At 73.6% G+C, this 18,282-nt stretch carries 16 protein-coding genes; 11 read left to right on the forward strand and 5 right to left on the reverse strand.

The genetic code is table 11. The features are described from left to right. From VF468_07685 to VF468_07700, 4 genes are all read left to right on the forward strand, one after another. Window positions 1-936, forward strand: a 936-nt coding sequence (locus VF468_07685; protein HEX5878185.1) for a cytochrome c oxidase assembly protein, incomplete at its 5' end; no start/stop codon positions are given. Continuing rightward, window positions 933-1,715 (forward strand): class I SAM-dependent methyltransferase, encoded by a 783-nt coding sequence (locus tag VF468_07690; GenBank protein HEX5878186.1) that lies wholly within the window; start codon window positions 933-935, stop codon window positions 1,713-1,715. The genes VF468_07685 and VF468_07690, both read left to right, overlap by 4 nt. Window positions 1,716-1,753: 38 nt before the next feature. After that, window positions 1,754-2,095 carry a zf-TFIIB domain-containing protein gene (locus VF468_07695; protein HEX5878187.1) on the forward strand — a complete coding sequence of 114 codons (342 nt, stop codon included), beginning with the start codon at window positions 1,754-1,756 and terminating at the stop codon, window positions 2,093-2,095. 67 nt (window positions 2,096-2,162) lie between these two features. Then, on the forward strand, window positions 2,163-2,699 hold the full coding sequence (locus tag VF468_07700; GenBank protein ID HEX5878188.1) for a hypothetical protein: 537 nt from the start codon (window positions 2,163-2,165) through the stop codon (window positions 2,697-2,699). Here VF468_07700 and VF468_07705 read toward each other — a convergent pair. Beyond that, window positions 2,696-3,499, reverse strand: coding sequence for an SGNH/GDSL hydrolase family protein (locus tag VF468_07705; protein ID HEX5878189.1), 804 nt, complete (start codon window positions 3,497-3,499; stop codon window positions 2,696-2,698). The genes VF468_07700 and VF468_07705 overlap by 4 nt on opposite strands. Before the next feature lie 181 nt (window positions 3,500-3,680). On the opposite strand from VF468_07705, the gene nth reads away from it, so the two are divergent. The 7 genes from nth (at window position 3,681) to VF468_07740 (ending at window position 12,222) form a co-directional block, all read left to right on the forward strand. Further along, on the forward strand, window positions 3,681-4,412 hold the full coding sequence (gene nth / locus VF468_07710) for an endonuclease III (protein HEX5878190.1): 732 nt from the start codon (window positions 3,681-3,683) through the stop codon (window positions 4,410-4,412). After that, window positions 4,399-5,037, forward strand: coding sequence for a CBS and ACT domain-containing protein (locus tag VF468_07715; protein ID HEX5878191.1), 639 nt, complete (start codon window positions 4,399-4,401; stop codon window positions 5,035-5,037). Before nth ends, VF468_07715 begins: the two co-directional genes overlap by 14 nt. Then, a complete protein-coding gene (locus VF468_07720; GenBank protein HEX5878192.1) occupies window positions 5,034-6,833 on the forward strand; it encodes an acetoin utilization protein AcuC in 1,800 nt (599 codons plus the stop codon). The genes VF468_07715 and VF468_07720 overlap by 4 nt, the downstream gene beginning before the upstream one ends. After that, window positions 6,830-7,471 carry a DedA family protein gene (locus VF468_07725; GenBank protein HEX5878193.1) on the forward strand — a complete coding sequence of 214 codons (642 nt, stop codon included), beginning with the start codon at window positions 6,830-6,832 and terminating at the stop codon, window positions 7,469-7,471. Before VF468_07720 ends, VF468_07725 begins: the two co-directional genes overlap by 4 nt. Window positions 7,472-7,554: 83 nt before the next feature. Continuing rightward, window positions 7,555-9,846, forward strand: a complete 2,292-nt coding sequence (locus VF468_07730; protein HEX5878194.1) for a nitrate- and nitrite sensing domain-containing protein — start codon at window positions 7,555-7,557, stop codon at window positions 9,844-9,846. Window positions 9,847-10,060: 214 nt separating this feature from the next. Beyond that, window positions 10,061-11,077: an ABC transporter ATP-binding protein gene (locus VF468_07735; GenBank protein HEX5878195.1), complete on the forward strand. Its 1,017-nt coding sequence runs from the start codon at window positions 10,061-10,063 to the stop codon at window positions 11,075-11,077. Next, window positions 11,074-12,222 carry an oligopeptide/dipeptide ABC transporter ATP-binding protein gene (locus VF468_07740; protein HEX5878196.1) on the forward strand — a complete coding sequence of 383 codons (1,149 nt, stop codon included), beginning with the start codon at window positions 11,074-11,076 and terminating at the stop codon, window positions 12,220-12,222. The genes VF468_07735 and VF468_07740 overlap by 4 nt, the downstream gene beginning before the upstream one ends. Before the next feature lie 16 nt (window positions 12,223-12,238). On the opposite strand, the gene VF468_07745 is transcribed toward VF468_07740, so the two are convergent. From VF468_07745 to malQ, 4 genes are all read right to left on the reverse strand, one after another. Then, complete coding sequence (locus VF468_07745; protein HEX5878197.1) at window positions 12,239-13,204, reverse strand: ABC transporter permease; 966 nt, start codon at window positions 13,202-13,204, stop codon at window positions 12,239-12,241. A gap of 80 nt (window positions 13,205-13,284) precedes the next feature. Beyond that, a complete protein-coding gene (locus tag VF468_07750; GenBank protein HEX5878198.1) occupies window positions 13,285-15,156 on the reverse strand; it encodes an ABC transporter substrate-binding protein in 1,872 nt (623 codons plus the stop codon). Between the two features lie 86 nt (window positions 15,157-15,242). Continuing rightward, complete coding sequence (locus VF468_07755) at window positions 15,243-16,220, reverse strand: ABC transporter permease (GenBank protein HEX5878199.1); 978 nt, start codon at window positions 16,218-16,220, stop codon at window positions 15,243-15,245. Window positions 16,221-16,317: 97 nt separating this feature from the next. Continuing rightward, complete coding sequence (gene malQ, locus VF468_07760; GenBank protein ID HEX5878200.1) at window positions 16,318-18,276, reverse strand: 4-alpha-glucanotransferase; 1,959 nt, start codon at window positions 18,274-18,276, stop codon at window positions 16,318-16,320. Between the last annotated feature and the right edge of the window lie 6 nt (window positions 18,277-18,282).

The raw sequence follows: 18,282 nt of genomic DNA on the forward strand, positions 1-18,282 counted from the left end.
GGTGCCGGCGCCGCCCTGGCCGGTCCCGCGCCCGGGTCGCAGGTGCCGGCCCCGACCCTGGGCCGGCTGCTGCTCGCCTGGTCGTTCAACCCCCTGGTCACCGTCGGCCTGCTGGCCGCGGCCATCGCCTACCTCCAGGCCCGGCGGCGCCTGGTCGCCGACGGGGTGGCCTGGCCGGCGCGGCGAGCTGCCTACTTCCTGTGCGGGATCGGCGCCCTCGCCCTGGCCCTGCTGTCCCCGATCGAGGCCTACGACACGGTGCTGTTCTCGGTCCACGTCGGCCAGCACATGCTGCTCACCATGGTCGCCGCCCCGCTGCTGGCCCTGGGCGCCCCGGTCACCCTGGCCCTGAGGGTGGCCAAGGGGAAGACCCGCCGCCGCATGACCCGGGTGCTGCACAGCCCACCCCTCAAGGTCATCGGCCACCCGCTGGTCGCCTGGGTGCTGTTCACCGTCACCCTGTACGGGCTCTACTTCTCGCCCCTGTTCGACCTGACCCTGCGCGAGCCGCTGGTCCACGACCTGGTACACCTGCACTTCCTCGCCGCCGGGCTGCTGTTCTGGTGGGTGGTGGTCGGCCTCGACCCGTCCCGCTGGCGCCTGCCCCACATCGCCCGGCTGCTGTTCGTGTTCCTGATGGTGCCGTTCCACGCCTTCCTCGGGGTGGCGATCATGAACAGCGGGCGGGTGCTGGCCCCGACCCTGGAGACCTTCCAGCGCGACTGGGGGCCGACCCCGCTGGCCGACCAGCAGGCCGGCGGGGCCATCCTCTGGGGGGCCGGCGACCTGATCGCCCTCGTTGCGGTGCTGGGCGTGCTCATCTCCTGGGCCAGCTACGAGGAGAAGGTGGTGAACGTCCGCGAGGACCGTCGCCTGGCCCGCGAGCGCGCCGCCGGTCGTCCCCCCCACCCCGTCAGCCGGCCCCCGGTCCCGTGAGCGACCCGATCCCCGATCCCCCGGGGGACCCCCCCGGGCCGGACCTCACCGGCAAGGTTCGCGCCTGGTGGGACGCTGACGCCGCCACCTACGACGACTCCACCGACCACGGCTGGGCCGCGGCCTCGCCGGCGCTCCGGGCCGCCTGGAACGCCGCCCTGGACCGCCTGCTCCCCGGCCCGGGCGCGCGGGTGCTGGACGTGGGCGCCGGGACCGGGTTCCTGTCGCTGGCCGCGGCCAGGCTGGGCCACCAGGTCACGGCCCTCGACCTCTCGGGCGGCATGCTGGAGCGGCTGCAGGGGAAGGCCGCCGCCGACGGGCTCGAGGTCGAGCTGGTCGAGGGCGGTGCCGCGGAGCCGCCGCCCGGGCCGTTCGACGCCGTGGTCGAGCGCCACCTGCTGTGGACGCTGCCCGACCCGGGGGCCGCGCTCGCCGCCTGGCGGGGGGTGGCCCCGCAGGGACGGCTGGTGCTGTTCGAGGGGCTGTGGGGCGGGGCCGACCCGCTCGAGGCCCTGCGCGGGCGGGCCCGGGAGGGGCTGCGCCGGTTGCGCGGGGAGCCGGACCACCACCACGACCACTACGACCCGGCCGTCCTGGAGGAGCTGCCGCTGTCCGGCGGGACCCACCCCGACCGGCTGGTCGAGCTGGTCGAGGCGGCCGGCTGGGGTCCGGCCCGGCTGGAGCGGCTGCGCGACGTCGAGTGGGCCCACCTGCTCGCCCTGCCGGCCAGCGTCCGCCTGCTCGGGGTGACGCCGCGGTTCGCGGTGGTCGCCGGCTGAACTAGACTCGAACCGCCCGACACAAGGAGGCGACCTCCGTGGCCACCGACCTGATCTGCCCCAAGTGCCAGGGACACATGCGGACCTACGAGCGCAGCGGCGTCACCGTCGACCAGTGCGGCGACTGCCGCGGCATCTTCCTGGACCGGGGCGAGCTCGAGCGCCTGGTCGATGCCGAGCAGGGCTGGCAGCGCAGCCATTCCGCGCCCCGCGACCGGGACTACGAGCGCGAGCGCGACTACGAGCGGGGACGCGACCGCGGGTCGAGCTTCCCGATCCCGTTCGGCGGCGACGACGACGACGACGATGACCGCCGCCGCTACAGCCAGGGCTCCCACAGGAAGCGCAAGAAGAGCTTCTTCGACGAGCTCTTCGATTAGCCACGACCGGCGCCTGCCGCGGCGGCTGGTGCAGCTGTACGCCGGGCTGGTGCTCTACGGCGTGTCGATGGCGCTGATGGTGCGCTCCTCGCTCGGGGTGATGCCCTGGGACGTGCTGCACCAGGGGCTCGCCCGCCAGCTGGGCTGGTCGCTGGGGACGGTCACGATCGTCGTCGGGACGCTGGTGCTGCTGGCCTGGATACCGCTGCGCGAGCGGCCGGGGCTCGGCACCCTCAGCAACGTCGTGGTCGTGGGGCTGGCCGTGGACGCGGTCCTGGCCGTGCTGGCGGCGCCGGAGGGACTGGCCTGGCGGGCCGCCTTCGCCGCCTCGGGCATCCTGCTCAACGGCGTGGCCACGGCCGCCTACATCGGGGTCGACCTGGGGCCAGGGCCGCGCGACGGGCTCATGACCGGGCTGGTGCGGCGCACCGGCGGCCCGGTTGGCCTGGTCCGGACGGCCATCGAGGTCGTGGTGGTCGCGACCGGCTGGCTGCTGGGCGGCACCCTCGGGGTCGTGACCGTGCTCTACGCCCTGACCATCGGGCCGCTGGTCCACGTGCTCCTGCCCCGGCTCACGGTCGCCCCGGCCGGAGCGGCCCGCTAGCTGGCGAGCTCGGCCTCGGGGTCGGCCTTGAGGTCCATGGCGGCGGCCTCGAGGGCCTCGCGGACGGCGCGGCCGTAGATGGTGCCGAGGAAGGCGTAGCCGGCGCTGGAGGGGTGGAACCGGTCGGCGCTGAACATCTCCCGCTTGCCGTGGAAGGCCGACTTGGTCAGCTTGGCGATGTCGAACACCGAGATGCCGTGCGGGGTCAGCTCGGCCCGGTACAGGCGGGTGAAGAGCAGCGCCCGGAGGCCGATCAGGTCGCGCAGGGGCCGGTGGAAGGCGGTCGCGGTCTCGGCCGGGGGCAGGCCGGAGACGATCACCTTGGCGTCGGGGGCGACCTCGGCCAGGCCGTCGACCAGCAGCCGGAGCTGGCGGCGGGCCTCACGGAGCCTGGTCCCGTGGGTGACGTCGTTGGTGCCGACGCAGACCAGCACGATGTCCGGCTCCAGGCCGTCGACCTGGGGGAGCTGCTTGCCGACGACGTCGGCCAGGCGCGACCCGGAGACGCCGAGGGCGTGGAGGCTGACCAGGTACTGGTCGCTGAGGGCCTTGGCCACCCCGTAGGTGAGGGTGTCCTCGGCGGCGTCGGCACCCACCCCGGCGACCGAGCTGTCGCCGAGGACGACCAGCGTAAGTGGCTCGCCGTCCTCCGGGCCGATGGTGCCGCTGATCTCCAGCGGCGGGTGGGAGGGAACAAACGGGTGGCGCCGGGCCGCCATGACCTCGGCGGCCAGCGTGGTCGCCAGCGCGCCCACCCCGAGCAGGGTCGCCCGACCAAGGTGCCGGACAGCGATGCCCAACAGCGCCTCCTCGTACGAGTCCAGCGTACGGGTTGCTGACCGGTTTGTGAAGCCTGCAACCACCGTACGCGGCGCTGTGTCGCGGACCGTCACCTCACGATCTGGCTACAGGTCCTCCAGGCCGGCCAGGGGGCTGGAGGGTTCAGTGGCCGATCGCCGGGCGGGCGCCTACCATCCCGCCATGCCCGCCTCCCCGACCGGCGCCGTGCCCCGGCGCCGAGAGTCCAAAGCCGCCAAGGCGGCCCGCGCGGCCGAGATCCGGGCCCGGCTGGCCGCCCGCTACCCGGTCGTCACCACCGCCCTTGACCACCGGTCGGCCTGGGAGCTGCTGGTCGCGACCATCCTGTCCGCCCAGTCGACCGACGTGGTCGTCAACCAGGTCACCCCCGAGCTGTTCCGCCGCTGGCCGACCCCGGCCGACCTGGCCGCCGCCGACCGGGCCGAGGTGGAGCAGGCCATCCACGCCACCGGGTTCTTCCGCAACAAGGCCAGGTCGATCCAGGGGGCGGCCGCCTACCTGCTCGAGCACCACGGCGGCGAGGTCCCCGAGACCATCGACGAGCTGGTCGAGCTGCCCGGGGTCGGCCGCAAGACGGCCAACGTGGTCCTGGGCACGTTCTTCTCCCGCAACGACGGTGTGGTGGTCGACACCCACGTCGGGCGGCTGACGCGCCGCCTCGGCCTGACCGCCAACCAGGACCCGGTCAAGGTCGAGCGCGACCTGATGGCCCTGCTGCCGATGGAGGAGTGGACGATCTTCTCCCACCGCCTCATCTGGTTCGGGCGCGAGGTGTGCACGGCCAAGGACCCGCGCTGCGACCGCTGCGAGCTGGCCGACCTCTGCCCGTCGGCGTTCAAGGTGGGCCGGTTCGCGAAGGCGGCCAAGCCGGGCGAGGACCGTGCTGGTCGCTGAGGCCATGACCCCGCGGCCGGTGACGGTGGCGCCGGACGCGACCGTCGCCGCCGCCCTCTCGGCCATGCGCCGGGGGCGGTTCCGGCACCTGCCGGTGGTGGCCGCGGCCGAGCTGGTCGGGGTCGTGTCCAACAGCGACCTGGAGACCTCGCCGGGAGCGCCGGTGGAGGCGGCCGAGTCGCTCGGCGACCGCCCGGTGGCCGAGGTCATGACCGGCCAGCCGGTCACCGTCTGGCCCGACGAGCCGGTCGAGGTCGCGGCCAGGCTGCTGGTCGAGCACGCCATCGGCTGCCTGCCGGTGGTGGCCGACGAGGGCCTGGTCGGGATCCTCACCGAGTCCGACCTGTTCTTGGTGCTCCTGCGGCTGCTCGGGGGTGGCGAGCCGTCGAGCCGCATCACCCTGGTCCTGCCCGACGTGCCCGGCGCCCTCGGGCGGGCCATGACCGTCGTCGGCGACCTCGGGGTCAACCTGCTCACCGTGGTCACCGAGCCCGGACCCGAGCCCGGCACCCGCGGGGTCGTCCTGCGGGCCGGGACCATCAACGCCGCCCCGGTGGTGGCCGCCCTGGCCGCCGCCGGCTTCGCCGCCTCCGGGCCCGGCCGGCCCGACCCGGACGACCGGTGAGCGGCGCCTGCGCGCTCGCCGCCGACGAGCGGCTGGCCGCCTACGACTTCGGGCCCGACCACCCGTTCCAGGCCGGCCGGCTGGCGGCCGGGATGTCGCTGCTGCGGGCGGCCGGGGTGCTGGACGACGACGACCTGCTGGCGTTCGGGCCGGCCGCCGGCGCCGACCTGGAGCTGATCCACGACCGCGACTACCTGGACGCCCTGGCCCGTTTCTCGGCGCCGGGGGCGGCCGCGGCCGACCCGGCCGAGGCGGCCCGCTGGGGGCTGGTCGGTGACAACCGGCCGTTCCCGGGCATGGACGCGGCGGCCCGGCTGGTCGCGGGGGCGACCACGGCCGCCCTTGACGCGGTCGCCGGGGGTGAGCTGGCGCACGTGTTCGCGCCCGTGGCCGGCCTCCACCACGCCCAGCGGCGCCGCGCCGTCGGGTTCTGCCTGGTCAACGACGTCGCCGTGGCCATCGCCCGCTGCACCCGGGCCTGGCCGCTGCGGGTGCTCTACGTCGACCTGGACGCCCACCACGGCGACGGCGTCCAGGCCGCCTTCTACGACGACCCGCGGGTGTGCACGGTCAGCCTGCACGAGACCGGCCGCTACCTGTTCCCCGGGTCCGGCGAGGTGCACGAGCTGGGCCGCCCGCCCGGGGTGGGGCGCAGCGTCAACCTGCCCCTGGAGCCGCGGACCGGCGACGACGGCTTCCTGGCCGCCTTCGACGCCGTGGTCGAGCCGCTGGCCGCCGCGTTCCGGCCCGACGTGCTGGTCACCCAGAACGGCTGCGACGGCCACGCCGACGACCCGCTCAGCGACCTCGAACTGAGCCTGCGCGGCCTCCGGGCGCTGGCCAGGCGGCTGCACCGGCTCGCCCACCGCCACTGCCAGGGCCGCTGGGTGGCCACCGGGGGTGGCGGCTACGACCTGGACCGGGTGGTCCCGAGGGCCTGGGCGCTGCTCTGGTCGGAGCTGAGCGGCCGCCGACTGCCGGCGAGGATGACGGCCGACTGGCTGGAGTCGCGGCGGCGCCAGCGGCGCCGGGCCCCCGCGCCCGGGTGGCGGGAGCGGGAGGAGCGCAACCAGCGGACCGTCCGGGCGCTGCGGCGGCTGGTCCTGCCCCCGGCCGTGCGGGTCGTCTACCCGCTGGCCGGGCGGGGCGGCGGGGCCGGGCGGCTGCCGACGTGGGAGCCGCGGGCCGGCGAGCACCTGGCCCCGGGCGGCGCTCTGGTGCTCCGCGACCGCAGCCCGGCCTCGCTGCTGCGCCGGCTCGAGGTCGACCCGGGCATCCACGCCTTCGTCCGCGACCCCGCCCAGGAGCGGGAGGTGCTGGCCCGGATCGCCGAGGAACCCAACGGCGAGGTGGTGGTCGCCCACACGCCCGAGGGGGTGGTGGTCGGGTACGTGGCCGTGCTCGACCCCGAGCCCGGCAGCCGCTTCGCCAGCCTCCCCGGCCTGCTCGAGGTCGGCGCCGTCGAGGTGGCCACCGGCTGGCGGCGGGGCGGGGTGGCCGGCGCCCTGCTGCGCTTCGCCGTCGAGCCCGACCCCTTCGAGGACCTCATCCTGATCGCCTCCGGCCTGGCCTGGCATTGGGACCTGGAGCAGAGCGGCCTGTCGGCGACCGCCTACCGGCGGGTCCTGCGGCGGGTGTTCGAGGTCGCGGGGTTCGAGGCGCTCCAGACGGACGAGCCGGAGATCGCCTACCACCCGGCCAACCTGTTCGTGGCCCGCGTCGGCAGCCGGGTGCCGCCGGCCCGCCGGGCCGCCTTCACCAGCCGGCTGGTCCGGGGCCACCACGCCATGCCGTGAACCCGGCCTCGGTCGTCGAGTGGCTGGAGGGGCTCCAGGGCCCATGGGCGTACCTGGGCGTGTTCGTGGTCGCGTTCGCCGAGCACGCGTTGTTCGTCGGGACCTTCCTGCCCGGGGAGGTGATCCTGCCCCTCACCGGGGTGGCCGCCGCCGCCACCGGGGTGGTGGCCTGGCCGGTGGCCGCGGCCTGCGCCACCCTCGGCGGCTTCCTGGCCGACCAGCTCACCTACTGGCTGGGCCGGTGGCTGGGACGCCGGCGCGGGAGGCGGCCCGGCGCCCCGGGCCGCTTCGCCAGGCCGGCCGCGGTCGTGCGCGAGCTGTACCGCCGCCACGGCGCCCTGGCCCTGGTCCTGGGGCGGTTCGTCGCCGGGGTGGCGCCGTTCGTGGCCCCCGGGGCCGGCTGGGCCGGCATGCCGTACCGCCGCTTCCTGCCCGCCAACGCGCTCGCCAACGCCCTCTGGGGGCCGGTCATGGTGGGCGTCGGCTACCTCTTCGGCGTGCAGGCGGCCCGGCTCGACGGACCCTGGCGCTGGGCCGGTCTGGCCGTCACCGGGACCGTCCTGGCCCTGGCCTTCCTGCGCCTGCGCTCGATCGGCGCCGACCTCGCCAAGGCGACGGACCGTTCGTCGGGCCAGTGACGTGCGTGATGCTTGACCGGTAGTTGAGGCATCACCCTCCGAACCTGTTTCATACCCGCTCTGTGATGCGGACCGGGGAGGACATGGCGCAGCCCGTCCAGACCACCACCACACGCCGGTCGGGGGGAGCGGCTCTCCTGGCGATCCCGCTGCTGGCCGTGCTGGTCCTTGCCGGCATCGGCCTGGCCGCCAACCTCCGGGCCGGTGCCCGGGCCGAGCGGGTGCGGGGGCTGGCGCCCTTCACCGGCGCCCTGAACACCCTGGTCCACGACCTCCAGCGGGAGCGGAGCCTGTCCGCCGCCCAGGTCCCGTCCCGGCCCACCCTGGACGCGGCCCGGGTGGCGGTCGACGGGACCGCCGCCCGCTACCGGGACGCCGCCGTCCAGGTCGAGATCTCGGACCGCGACCGCCAGCTCCACCAGCGCCTCGACAGCGGGCTGGCCCGGCTGGCCGAGCTCACCGCCCTGCGGGCCTCGGTCGGCGCGGCCGGGCGGGGGGGCGAGTCCGACCCGGTCACCGTGTTCCGCCGCTACACCGAGATCATCGGCAACCTGCTGGCCGTCGGCGGCGAGATCGGCCTCCGCGAGGCCGGCCAGGACGCCGGGCTGCTCCAGGCCGTCACCGCCGCCACCGCCTTCTCCCGGGCCAAGGAGCTCGCCGACCGCGAGCGCGAGGCCGCCGCCCAGGCCGCCGCCAGCGGCGCCCTCGCCCCCACCGAGCGGACCCGCCTGGCCGCCCTCGGCGGCCGCCAGGACGTCCTGCTCGACCAGTTCGCCGCCCTGGCCAGCCCCGGCCAGCGGGCCAGGTACGCCCGCGCCTTCCCCGCCGCCGAGGGCGGCCAGACCGCCCGCCTCCGCCGCGCCGCCCTGGCCGCCGGGCCGGGCCCAGGGGCCGAGGCCGACCTGGCCGGGTGGTCCAAGGCCACCACGACCAGGTTCGAGCGCATGCGGGAGGTCGAGCTCGGCCTGACCGCCGAGGTGGCCGCCCTGGCCGCCCAGGCCGACCGGGCCGCCGCCCGCCGGGTCCTGGCCTATGCCATGGTCCTGTTCCTCGCCGCCAGCGCCCTGGTCGTCCTCCTGGTCCTGACCCCGGGCCGCACCCGCCGTTCCAACGCCCCAGATCGCGTCCCACCCCGCGACCGGGCCCCGGGTGGCGTCCCACCCCGCGACCGGGCCCCGGGTGACGTCCGACCCCGCGACCGGGCTCTCGACCCGGCCCTCGACCCGGGCACGCCGGAACCCCACCCGCCGGTGCCGGCCCCCCCGGTGGGGGAGCGTAGCCTAACGGCGACGGGCGAGTTCGCGGCTCTCCACACCCCCCACACCCTGCCTCCGGCGAGCCGCGGCTCCCACACCCCTCCTCCAGCTGTCCACACCTCCCCGGTGGGCGAGGTTGGGCCGGAGCTGGCGGACCTGGCCAGGCGGAGTCAGGACCTGGTGGACCAGCAGCTGGAGCTGCTCGACCAGGTCGCGCGGGACCAGGCCGACCCGCGGCTGCCGGGGCGGCTGCTCCAGGTCGACCGGCTGGCCGTGCGGGCCCGGCGCAACGCCCACAACCTGATCGTGCTGGCCGGGGGGGAGCCCGGTGGCGCCTGGGAGGAGTCGGCGCCGCTGGCCGAGGTCGTCTCGGTGTCGGTCCGCGACAACCCGGACGCCCACCGGGTCGACCTGGAGGTCACCGACGACCTGCTGGTGCCCGGGTCGGCGACCGACGACCTGGCCAACCTGCTGGCCGAGCTGGTGGACAACGCCACCTCCTTCTCGGCCCCGGAGACCAGGGTGCGGGTCGGCGGGCAGAAGGTCGGCTCCGGCTACGTCCTGGAGGTCGAGGACCGCGGCCTGGGCATGACCGACGGGGAGCTGGTCGCGGTCAACCGGCGGCTGTCCGGCGAGCAGGCGGCCGGCGACGACCTGGAGCAGCGGCTCGGCACCTGGGTGGCCGGGCGCCTGGCGGCGCGCCACGACGTGCGGGTGCAGCTGCGCCGCTCGGCCTACGGCGGCGTGACCGCGCTGGTGTTCCTTCCCGAAGGGCTGGTCGACGCGCCGCCGCCGGTGCCGCCCGTCGAGCAGGAGGAGGCGCCGGACGGCCAGGTCGAGCAGGCCAGCGACGCCGCCCTGGCCGGCCTGCCGATGCGCCGCTACGTGACCCAGCGGGCCCCGGCCGAGGACCAGCCCCTGCCCAAGCGGGCGCCGCACACCAGCCTCGCCCCCGACCTGGCCGCCACCGGCCAGCCGGGCGACCCCGAGTCCCCGCCCGCCGCCCGGTCGCCCGAGCAGGTCAGGAACATGCTGACCAGGTACCGCTCGGGCCTGGAGCGCGGCCGGGCCGCCGCCCGCGACCTGCCCGACGACCCCGACGGCGACCGCACGGCCTGACCGGGTGCGGCCCGGTCGGCGCGGCCGGCGAACACCGCCGCCGGGGCGACCGCCGGGTTCGCGGGGGATCAAACCATCCGTGCCCGTTTCGTTGCCGGGCGAGGCCGGCCCCCGGTACTCCCGCGGCAGCATCCGCATCCGGGCAGTTCAAGGCCGTCTGCGGCGAGTTATGATGCTGCTGCCCCCGGCAGCCGGGGCGTGGTGGGAGGTGGGCATGGCACTGCTCGAGGTCCGGGACCTCCGGGTCCATTTCGACACCGACGACGGTGTCGTCAAGGCGGTCGACGGGGTCAACTTCTCGCTCGACCCCGGCCAGACCCTCGGGATCGTCGGCGAGTCCGGCTCCGGCAAGAGCGTCACCAACATGGCCATCATGGGCCTGGCCAGAGGCGGCCGGGTCAGCGGTGAGGTCCTGTTCGAGGGCCGGGACCTGCTCAAGATGCACCCCGACGAGCTGCGCGAGATCCGCGGCAAGAAGATCGCCATGATCTTCCAGGACCCGCTGTCCAGCCTGCACCCCTACTACAAGGTCGGGGCCCAGATTTCCGAGATGATCCTGGCCCACGAGAAGGTCTCCAAGAAGGAGGCCCGCGACCGGACCATCAACCTGCTCCGCCTGGTCGGCATCCCCAAGCCGGAGCGGCGGGTCGACGACTTCCCCCACCAGTTCTCCGGCGGCATGCGCCAGCGGGCCATGATCGCCATGGCCCTGGCCCTCGACCCGGCGGTGCTGATCGCCGACGAGCCGACCACCGCCCTCGACGTCACCGTCCAGGCCCAGGTCCTCGACCTGATCGAGCGGCTCCAGGAGGACTTCGGCACGGCCATCATCTGCATCACCCACGACCTGGGGGTGGTGGCCGACATCGCCGACGACGTCCTGGTCATGTACGCCGGCAAGCCGGTCGAGGTGGCCGACCGGCGGACCGCCTACTACAACCCGCACATGCCCTACACCTGGGGGCTGCTGCAGTCGCTGCCGTCGGTCGGGGCCGAGCACACCGGCGAGCAGCTGCGGCCCATCAAGGGCCTGCCGCCGAGCCTGATCAACCTCCCCAAGGGCTGCTCGTTCAACCCGCGCTGCCCGTACGTGATGGACGTCTGCACCAGGGAGGAGCCGAAGCTGCTCCCGGCCGACCCGGTCGGGAGTCCCGCGCACCTGTCCGCCTGCCACCTGTCCCTCGAGGAGAAGGAGCGGATCTGGCAGCAGGAGGTGGCACCCACCCGATGAGCACGGCGGGCGCATACGAGAGGTCGGTGGACGGGGAGGGTGCGCCAGTGAGCGAGCCGCTGGTCAAGATCACCGGGGTCAAGAAGCACTTCCCGATCACCCAGGGAGTCATCTTCCAGCGCGAGGTCGGCCGCGTGCACGCCGTCGACGGCGTCGACCTTGAGGTCTTCCCGGGCGAGACGCTCGGCATCGTGGGGGAGACGGGCTGCGGCAAGTCGACCCTGGCCAGGCTGATCTCGCGGCTGCTGCCGGTCACCGAGGGCACGATCGAGTTCGACGGCCAGGACATCACCCATCTCAAGGGCAACGGGCTGCGATCGCTCCGGCGCGAGATCCAGATGATCTTCCAGGACCCGTACTCGTCGCTGAACCCGCGCAAGCGGGTCGGGGCGATCATCGGCGACCCGTTCGACATCCACGGGCTGGCCGAGGGCAAGGAGCGCAAGCAGCGGGTCCAGGAGCTGATGGAGGTCGTCGGCCTCAACCCCGAGCACTACAACCGGTTCCCGGCCGAGTTCTCCGGTGGCCAGCGCCAGCGCATCGGGGTGGCCCGCGCCCTGGCCCTGCGGCCCAAGCTGATCATCTGCGACGAGCCGGTGTCGGCCCTCGACGTCTCCATCCAGGCCCAGGTGGTCAACCTGCTCGAGGACCTGCAGGCGGAGTTCCACCTCACCTACGTGTTCATCGCCCACGACCTGTCGGTGGTGCGCCACGTGTCGGACCGGGTCGCGGTGATGTACCTCGGGAAGGTGGTCGAGCTGGCCGACGCCCGCCGCCTGTACGCCGAGCCCAAGCACCCCTACAGCGGGGCGCTGCTGTCGGCGGTGCCCGTGCCCGACCCGGACAAGGTCCACGAGCGCAAGCGGGTCATCCTCCTCGGCGACGTGCCGTCGCCGATCGACCCGCCGTCGGGCTGCCGGTTCCACCCCCGCTGCCCCAAGGCCCAGCAGCGCTGCGTCGACGAGGTGCCGCCGCTGGAGACCAAGGCCTCCGGCGACCTTGCCGCCTGCCATTTCCCGATCGAGCCGGGCGAGGACCTGGCCGCGGCGCGGCCGGGCATCGAGCAGGACGCGGCCGCGGTCGCCGTGGCCGGGGCCACCGGAGGGACCGAGCTGCCGCCCGACGAGCCCCCGCACCCCGCCTAGCGAACCTGCCGGAGCGCTAGGTGTACCGGACCCGCGGGTCCAGGTAGGCGTAGACCACGTCCACGACCAGGTTCATCAGGGTCACGGCGAGGGCCACGATCACGGTCACGGCCAGCACGGCCGGGAGGTCGCCCTGGAACACCGAGTTCACCGCCCACTGGCCGATGCCCTGGAGGTTGAACACCGTCTCGGTGATCACCGCCCCGCCGAGCAGGGCGCCCAGGTCGAGCCCGATCAGGGTCACCACCGGGGTCAGGCTGGCCCGCACGCCGTGCTTGAGGATGACCTTCCATTCGGGCAGGCCCTTGACCCTGGCCGTCCGGATGTAGTCCTGACCCATCGTCTCGATCAGGTTGCCCCGGGTCATGCGGGCGTAGAAGGCCGCATACAGCAGGGCCAGCACCACCCAGGGCATGATCATGTGGCTCAGCCAGCCCGAGAAGCTCTCACCTATCGGGACATAGCCGGTGCCCGGCGAGATCCCCAGCTTGTACCAGAACAGCCACAGCGCCATGAGGCCGAGCCAGAACACCGGGGCCGACACGAAGAACAGTGCGAACAGCATCGATGCGCGGTCGATCAGGGAGCCGCGCTTGATCGCCGAGACGATCCCGATGGGGATGCCGATGCACAGCCAGACCAGGGCCGCGCCCACGGCGAGCTGGATGGTGACCCAGATCCGGTCGAAGAGCAGGTCCTTCACCGGTGAGCGGGTCACGAAGGAGAAGCCGAGCCCCGGCCAGCCGTACTCGTCGCCGGTGAAGATGTTCTTCAGGAACAGCACGTACTGCTGCCAGACCGGCTTGTCCAGGCCGAACTGGCGGCGCACCTCGGCGATCTGCTCCGGGGTGGGGTTCTTGCCGGCGAACTGGACGGCCGGGTCGGTCGGTGGCATCACGAAGAAGATGACGAAGGTGAAGGCCGTGATGACCAGGACCACCAGGACGACCCACAGGAGCCGTCGGACGATGTAGCGCCACATGTGCTGTCACCCGGCCGTTCTTGCGTCTCGGGGGAGGGGCGGGGGCCGCCCCGGGCGGCCCCCGCCGTCTCACCGTGCCACTAGGAGAGGGTCTCCTTGTTGCTCACCGCGATCTCGGTGATGGACATCTCGGTCGAGAACTGGTCGAACTCGTACTTGGTCACGCTCGGGTTGGTGATGACGATCACCGAGTTCCACAGGTAGGGCACCCATGGGACAACCTGCTCCATGAGCTTCTTGTCCAGGTCGACGAAGCAGGTGGTCCGGGCCTCGACCTCGACGATCTCCTGGCAGCGGTTCACGTCGGCGTCCACGTTCGGGATCTGGGCTCCGGAGGGGATGTCGACGCCTAGCTCCTCCGCCTTCGCCTGGTCGAGCCCGACCAGCGCGTAGTTGGTGTTGCCAGTCGGGATGAGCGCCTCCTTGGTGAACAGCGGCGCCGCGAACGAGTAGGGGTCGGGGTAGTCCTTGCCCCAGCCGGCGTTCAGCGCGATCGGGATCATGTTCTTGACGGTCTGGATGGTGGTGTAGGCGGCGCTGGAGGCGAGCTCGCGGGCGGTCACCTTGATGCCGATCTTGGCCAGGCTCTCGACAACCACCGGCTCCATGGCGGTCCAGGGGGCCACGTTGCGGTTGATCATCACCAGGCCGGTGCACTTGGCGCCGTCGCAGAGACCGTCCTTGTTGGTGTCGTACTTCGACTGCTTCATCAACTCCTTGGCCTTGGCCTCGTCACCCCGGTTGCCCTCCGAGGCGTAGGGGTTGTACTCGGCCGTGAGCTGACCGTTGAGGACGTTCGGCGGCATGATGTGGGTGGCGATCTGGCCGGCGATGCCGCCGCCCCAGGCCTGCAGCATCCCCGCCTTGTCCATCACCTGGTTGACGGCCTTGCGCACGTTGATGTCGTCGAACGGGGGCGTGGCCCAGTTCATCGTGATGTACCAGGTGCGGTCGCCTTCGTTGACGTGGATCAGGTTCTTCTTGGCCTGGTCGGCCGAGTACCGCTGCAGCAGGGTCGGCGGCGGGTCGTCGGTGAACGAGGTGTCCAGGGCGCCCGTGTCGACCTTGTTGAAGATGTCGTCCAGGTTGGTGTTGACGTCGATCTTGATGCCGTCGACGTAGTTGGTCCGGGTCTCGTCGGTCGCCTGGTCGTAGTTGGGGTTGCGGACCATGTACAGGTTCTTGCTCGGGTCGAAGCCGGAGATCGGCTTCTGCGCGTCGCAGCTGGAGACGTCGAGCTGGTCGGAGCCCTGGATCATGTAGGGCCCGGAGGAGATCATGTAGCGCCCGTAGTCGCCGGCCTTGGTGTGGCACTTGGCGACCTCCTCGGGGATGGCCCCGGTGGCCGGCATGGCCAGGCGGTACAGGAAGTCACCGGTCGGCCTGGTCAGCCGGAAGGTGATCGTCTGGTCGTCGGGCGTCTCGATCCCCGAGACCTTGGTCGCGGCGCTCTTGGCCTTGCCGTCCATGCCCTCGATGACGCCGAAGTAGTAGACGCCGTACTGGGCGGCCAGCGGCTGGGTGTTGATGCGCTGGAACGCGTAGGCGATGTCCTTGGAGGTGATCGCCCGGTCCAGCGGCGGCGCGAACTTGACGTTGGGCTTCAGCTTGAACGTGTAGCTGAGCCCGCCGTCGGCCGGCTCCGGGATCGCGGTGGCCAGATCCGGGAACAGCTCGTTCCCGGGGGGGCCGGCGATGTGCTTGTAGCTGACCAGGGTGCGGACCAGCGCGCCGTAGAGCGTGAACGCCGAGCCGAGGTACTCACCGGTCGGGTCGAAGCCGTTGGTGAAGCCGAAGTCGGTCGTCGCCGTGCGCAGCACGCCGCCCTTCTCGGCGGTGGCCTGCTGCTGGTCGCCGCCGCCCTCGTCGTCACCGCCGCCACAGGCCGCGGCCACCAGGGCCAGGGCCAGGGCAAGTCCCACCAAACGAAGACGCTGTCGTCTCTTGCCCATCTTTCTCCGCCTCTCAAGAGGGTTGTTGCCGCCGTTGCTGCTGGTTCGGCCCAGTTGGTTCCTCCTTCCTAGCCGGCGCGCCGGCGTCAGGACCGTTCCGAGGGTCCGAGGGCGTCCCGCAACCCGTCACCCACGAGGTTGAACGACAAGGTGGTGAGCAGCAGGAAGATCCCCGGGAAGACCATCATCCACCAGGCCACGGTGAACAGCTGCCCGCTCGCCACCTCGGCCAGCATCCGCCCCCAGGACGGCGTCGTCTGCGGCACCCCGACCCCGAGGAACGAGAGCGCCGCCTCGAAGATGATGTTGTTGGGAATGATCAGGGTGGCGTACACGACGATCGGGGCGACCAGGTTGGGAAGCAGCTCGCGGAACATGATCCGGCCGCTGCCGGCCCCCAGGGACCGGGACGCCTCGATGAACTCGCGCTCCCGCAGCGACAGCACCTGGCCGCGCACCAGCCTGGCCATGTTCGGCCAGGTGAAGATGGCGATGATGCCGATCACCAGGCTCAGGCCGGGTTTCAGCAGGCCGCCGACGCAGCCCTGGGCGGTCACCGAGCAGACGGTCGCGATGCCGATGGCGAACAGCAGGATCGGCATGGCGAGGACGATGTCGGCCGCCCGGGAGATGAACGTGTCGGCGGCGCCGCCGCGGTAGCCGGCGAGCATGCCGAGGCTGATGCCGATCACCGCGGCCAGGCCGGTGGCCACGAAGGCGACCGTCAGCGACGTGCGCGCCCCGTACATGACCCGGACGAACAGGTCCCGGCCGACCGAGTCGGCGCCGAACCAGAACTCGGCGTTCGGCCCCAGGGGGAGCCCGAAGACCGGGTCCCGCATCTCGTCGAAGAGCTCGTTGGGGCCGTGGCCGGTCAGGCGGGCGAACAGGGGGGCGGCCAGCGCGAGCAGGATCAGGATGACGATCACGACCGCCCCGGCGACGGCGGCCTTGTCCTTCATGAAGCGCGAGCGGAACAGCTCCCAGGAGGAGCGGGCCCGCGCGGCCTCGATCGACTCTCCCGCACCGGGTTCGAACTGTTCCTCGAGAGCTGGTTGGCTCACGTGGCCCTCCCACCGAGCGCCGTTGCCTGACCCGCGAGGTGCAGGTTGCGCCGGTGATCATATCCTGCGCGTGCCGCCAGTTCCCTAAGACTTCCTCTCAGCTTCGGGCCGTCGCTTGATCAGCCTGCACAGAGAGGATGGCGGCGAGGCGCCGGACCCGCGGGTCGGCGGCCAGGTCGTCGAGCAGGACGGGCAGGGGCAGAGACCAGTTCGGCCGCTGGTCGATGGTGCCGGGGACGTTGGGCCGGTCGGGGGCCTCGACCGCGTCCTCGAGGGTGGCCGCGACCAGCATGGCCGGGGTCCGGGCAAGGAAGCCGTACAGGGCGGCCACGATCGCCTCGACCGACCGCTCGCCGGGGGCGAGCAGGCCCTCGTCCTCCAGCAGCCGGCACAGGCTGTCCCGCTGTTCCTCCTGGTCGGCCTGCTCCTGGCCGCCGGGCGTGGCCACCCCGATGTCGAAGAGGTGGTCCAGGTCGCTGCCGGTGAAGAACCCGGCCACGGTGGGCAGGTCGTGGGTGGTGGTGGCGGCCAGGGCGAGCCGGGGGTAGTCGGCCGCCCGCCGCCGGCGGCCGGCGTGGTCGTGCTCGAACCAGGCCAGCCGGTAGGAGAGCACCCCCTCGGCGGCCAGCCGCTCCCGCACCCCGGGCTCGACCGTGCCCAGGTCCTCGCCCACCACCAGGGCCGCCGCCCGGTGGCTCTCCAGGGCCAGGACCCCGAGGAGGTCGTCGGCCGGGTAGCGGACGTAGGTGCCCTGCGCCGGCTCGGCCCCCTCGGGGATCCAGAACAGGCGGAACAGGCCCATCACGTGGTCGATGCGCAGGCCGGCGGCATGGGCCATGCCGGCCCGGATGGTCTGGGCGAACGGCCCGTAGCCGCCGGCGGCGAGGCGGTCGGGCACGAACGCCGGCAGGCCCCAGTCCTGGCCGTGCCGGCCCAGCGGGTCGGGCGGGGCGCCGACCGACATCCCGGCGGCCAGCTCGTCCTGGAACGACCAGGCGTCGAAGCCGTCGGGGGCGAAGCCGATGGCCAGGTCGTTCACCACCCCGAGCTGACCCTCGGCCGGCCGGGCGGCGGCCAGCTGCTGGTCGAGCAGCCACTGGAGCCAGGCGTGGTAGCCGGCCTCCTCGGCGTGGCCGGCGCCGGCCTCGGCCACCTCGGGGCGGCCGGGATGGCGGTAGGCGGCGGGCCAGGCCCGCCAGTCGTCGCCGTGGAGGTGCTGGAGGGCGCAGAAGACGGCGTACCGCTCCAGGTTCGGGGTGGCGGCCCGGTAGGCGGCCAGCCCGTCGCGGCGGCCCGGGACCCGGTCCGTGGCCGCGTAGGCGAGGCGCAGGGCCGCATCCTTCAGCCGGTACACGGCCACCCGGTCGATCCGGTCCCGGTCGAGCAGGTCGCGGCCGGCGGCGGCCAGGGCCTCCACCCGGGCCCGCGCCTCCGGGTCGAGCCCGGCCAGCTCGGGCACGTCCTCGACCCGCAGGTAGAGGGGGTTGCGGAACACCCGGCTGGAGGGGTTGTAGGGGCTCGGCTCACCCGGCAGGGCGGCGTGGAAGGGATTGAGCAGCGCGAACCCGGCGCCCAAGGGCGCCGTGGCCGCCAGCAGCCCGGCCAGGTCGCCGAGGTCGCCCATGCCCCAGCTGCGGCGCGAGCGGACGGCGTAGAGCTGGGCGGCCCAGCCCCAGGCACGGCCCCCGTCGTCCAGCGCCTGCGGCAGGTGGCAGCGTCCGGGCGCGACCACCAGGGTGGTGGCGCCGGTCCGGCCCTCCAGCCGGTGCCAGCCCGGGGGCAGGTCGCCGGGCAGCCCGACCGGGACCGGCCGCTCCTGGCCGCCCTCCAGCACCAGCGTGACCGGCTCGCCCGCCGGGGGGCTCCAGCCGGCCCGCTGGCCGCTGCGGGCGACCACCACCGGGGGCCAGACCGCCCGGCCCGGCGGGGGGCCCATGGCGTCGAGCACGGCCTCGAGGGTGGCCTGCGAGACCTCGTACGTCTGGTTGGCGGCGTCGGTGAACCGGGTGGCGACTCCGCGCGCTTCGGCGATCCGGCGGAGCTCGTCGAGCGTCATGCCCGG

It is taken from the genome of Actinomycetota bacterium (assembly GCA_036280995.1).
Lineage (GTDB): Bacteria > Actinomycetota > CALGFH01 > CALGFH01 > CALGFH01 > CALGFH01.

What these genes read in the sequence shown, in the direction of transcription:
- malQ (HEX5878200.1), bottom strand. Translation starts at nt 18,276, where the DNA reads ATGACGCTCGACGAGCTCCGCCGGATCGCCGAAGCGCGCGGAGTCGCC.
- nth (HEX5878190.1), top strand. Translation starts at nt 3,681, where the DNA reads ATGCCCGCCTCCCCGACCGGCGCCGTGCCCCGGCGCCGAGAGTCCAAA.
- VF468_07735 (HEX5878195.1), top strand. Translation starts at nt 10,061, where the DNA reads ATGGCACTGCTCGAGGTCCGGGACCTCCGGGTCCATTTCGACACCGAC.
- VF468_07750 (HEX5878198.1), bottom strand. Translation starts at nt 15,156, where the DNA reads ATGGGCAAGAGACGACAGCGTCTTCGTTTGGTGGGACTTGCCCTGGCC.
- VF468_07745 (HEX5878197.1), bottom strand. Translation starts at nt 13,204, where the DNA reads ATGTGGCGCTACATCGTCCGACGGCTCCTGTGGGTCGTCCTGGTGGTC.
- VF468_07740 (HEX5878196.1), top strand. Translation starts at nt 11,074, where the DNA reads ATGAGCACGGCGGGCGCATACGAGAGGTCGGTGGACGGGGAGGGTGCG.
- VF468_07730 (HEX5878194.1), top strand. Translation starts at nt 7,555, where the DNA reads ATGGCGCAGCCCGTCCAGACCACCACCACACGCCGGTCGGGGGGAGCG.
- VF468_07700 (HEX5878188.1), top strand. Translation starts at nt 2,163, where the DNA reads ATGGCGCTGATGGTGCGCTCCTCGCTCGGGGTGATGCCCTGGGACGTG.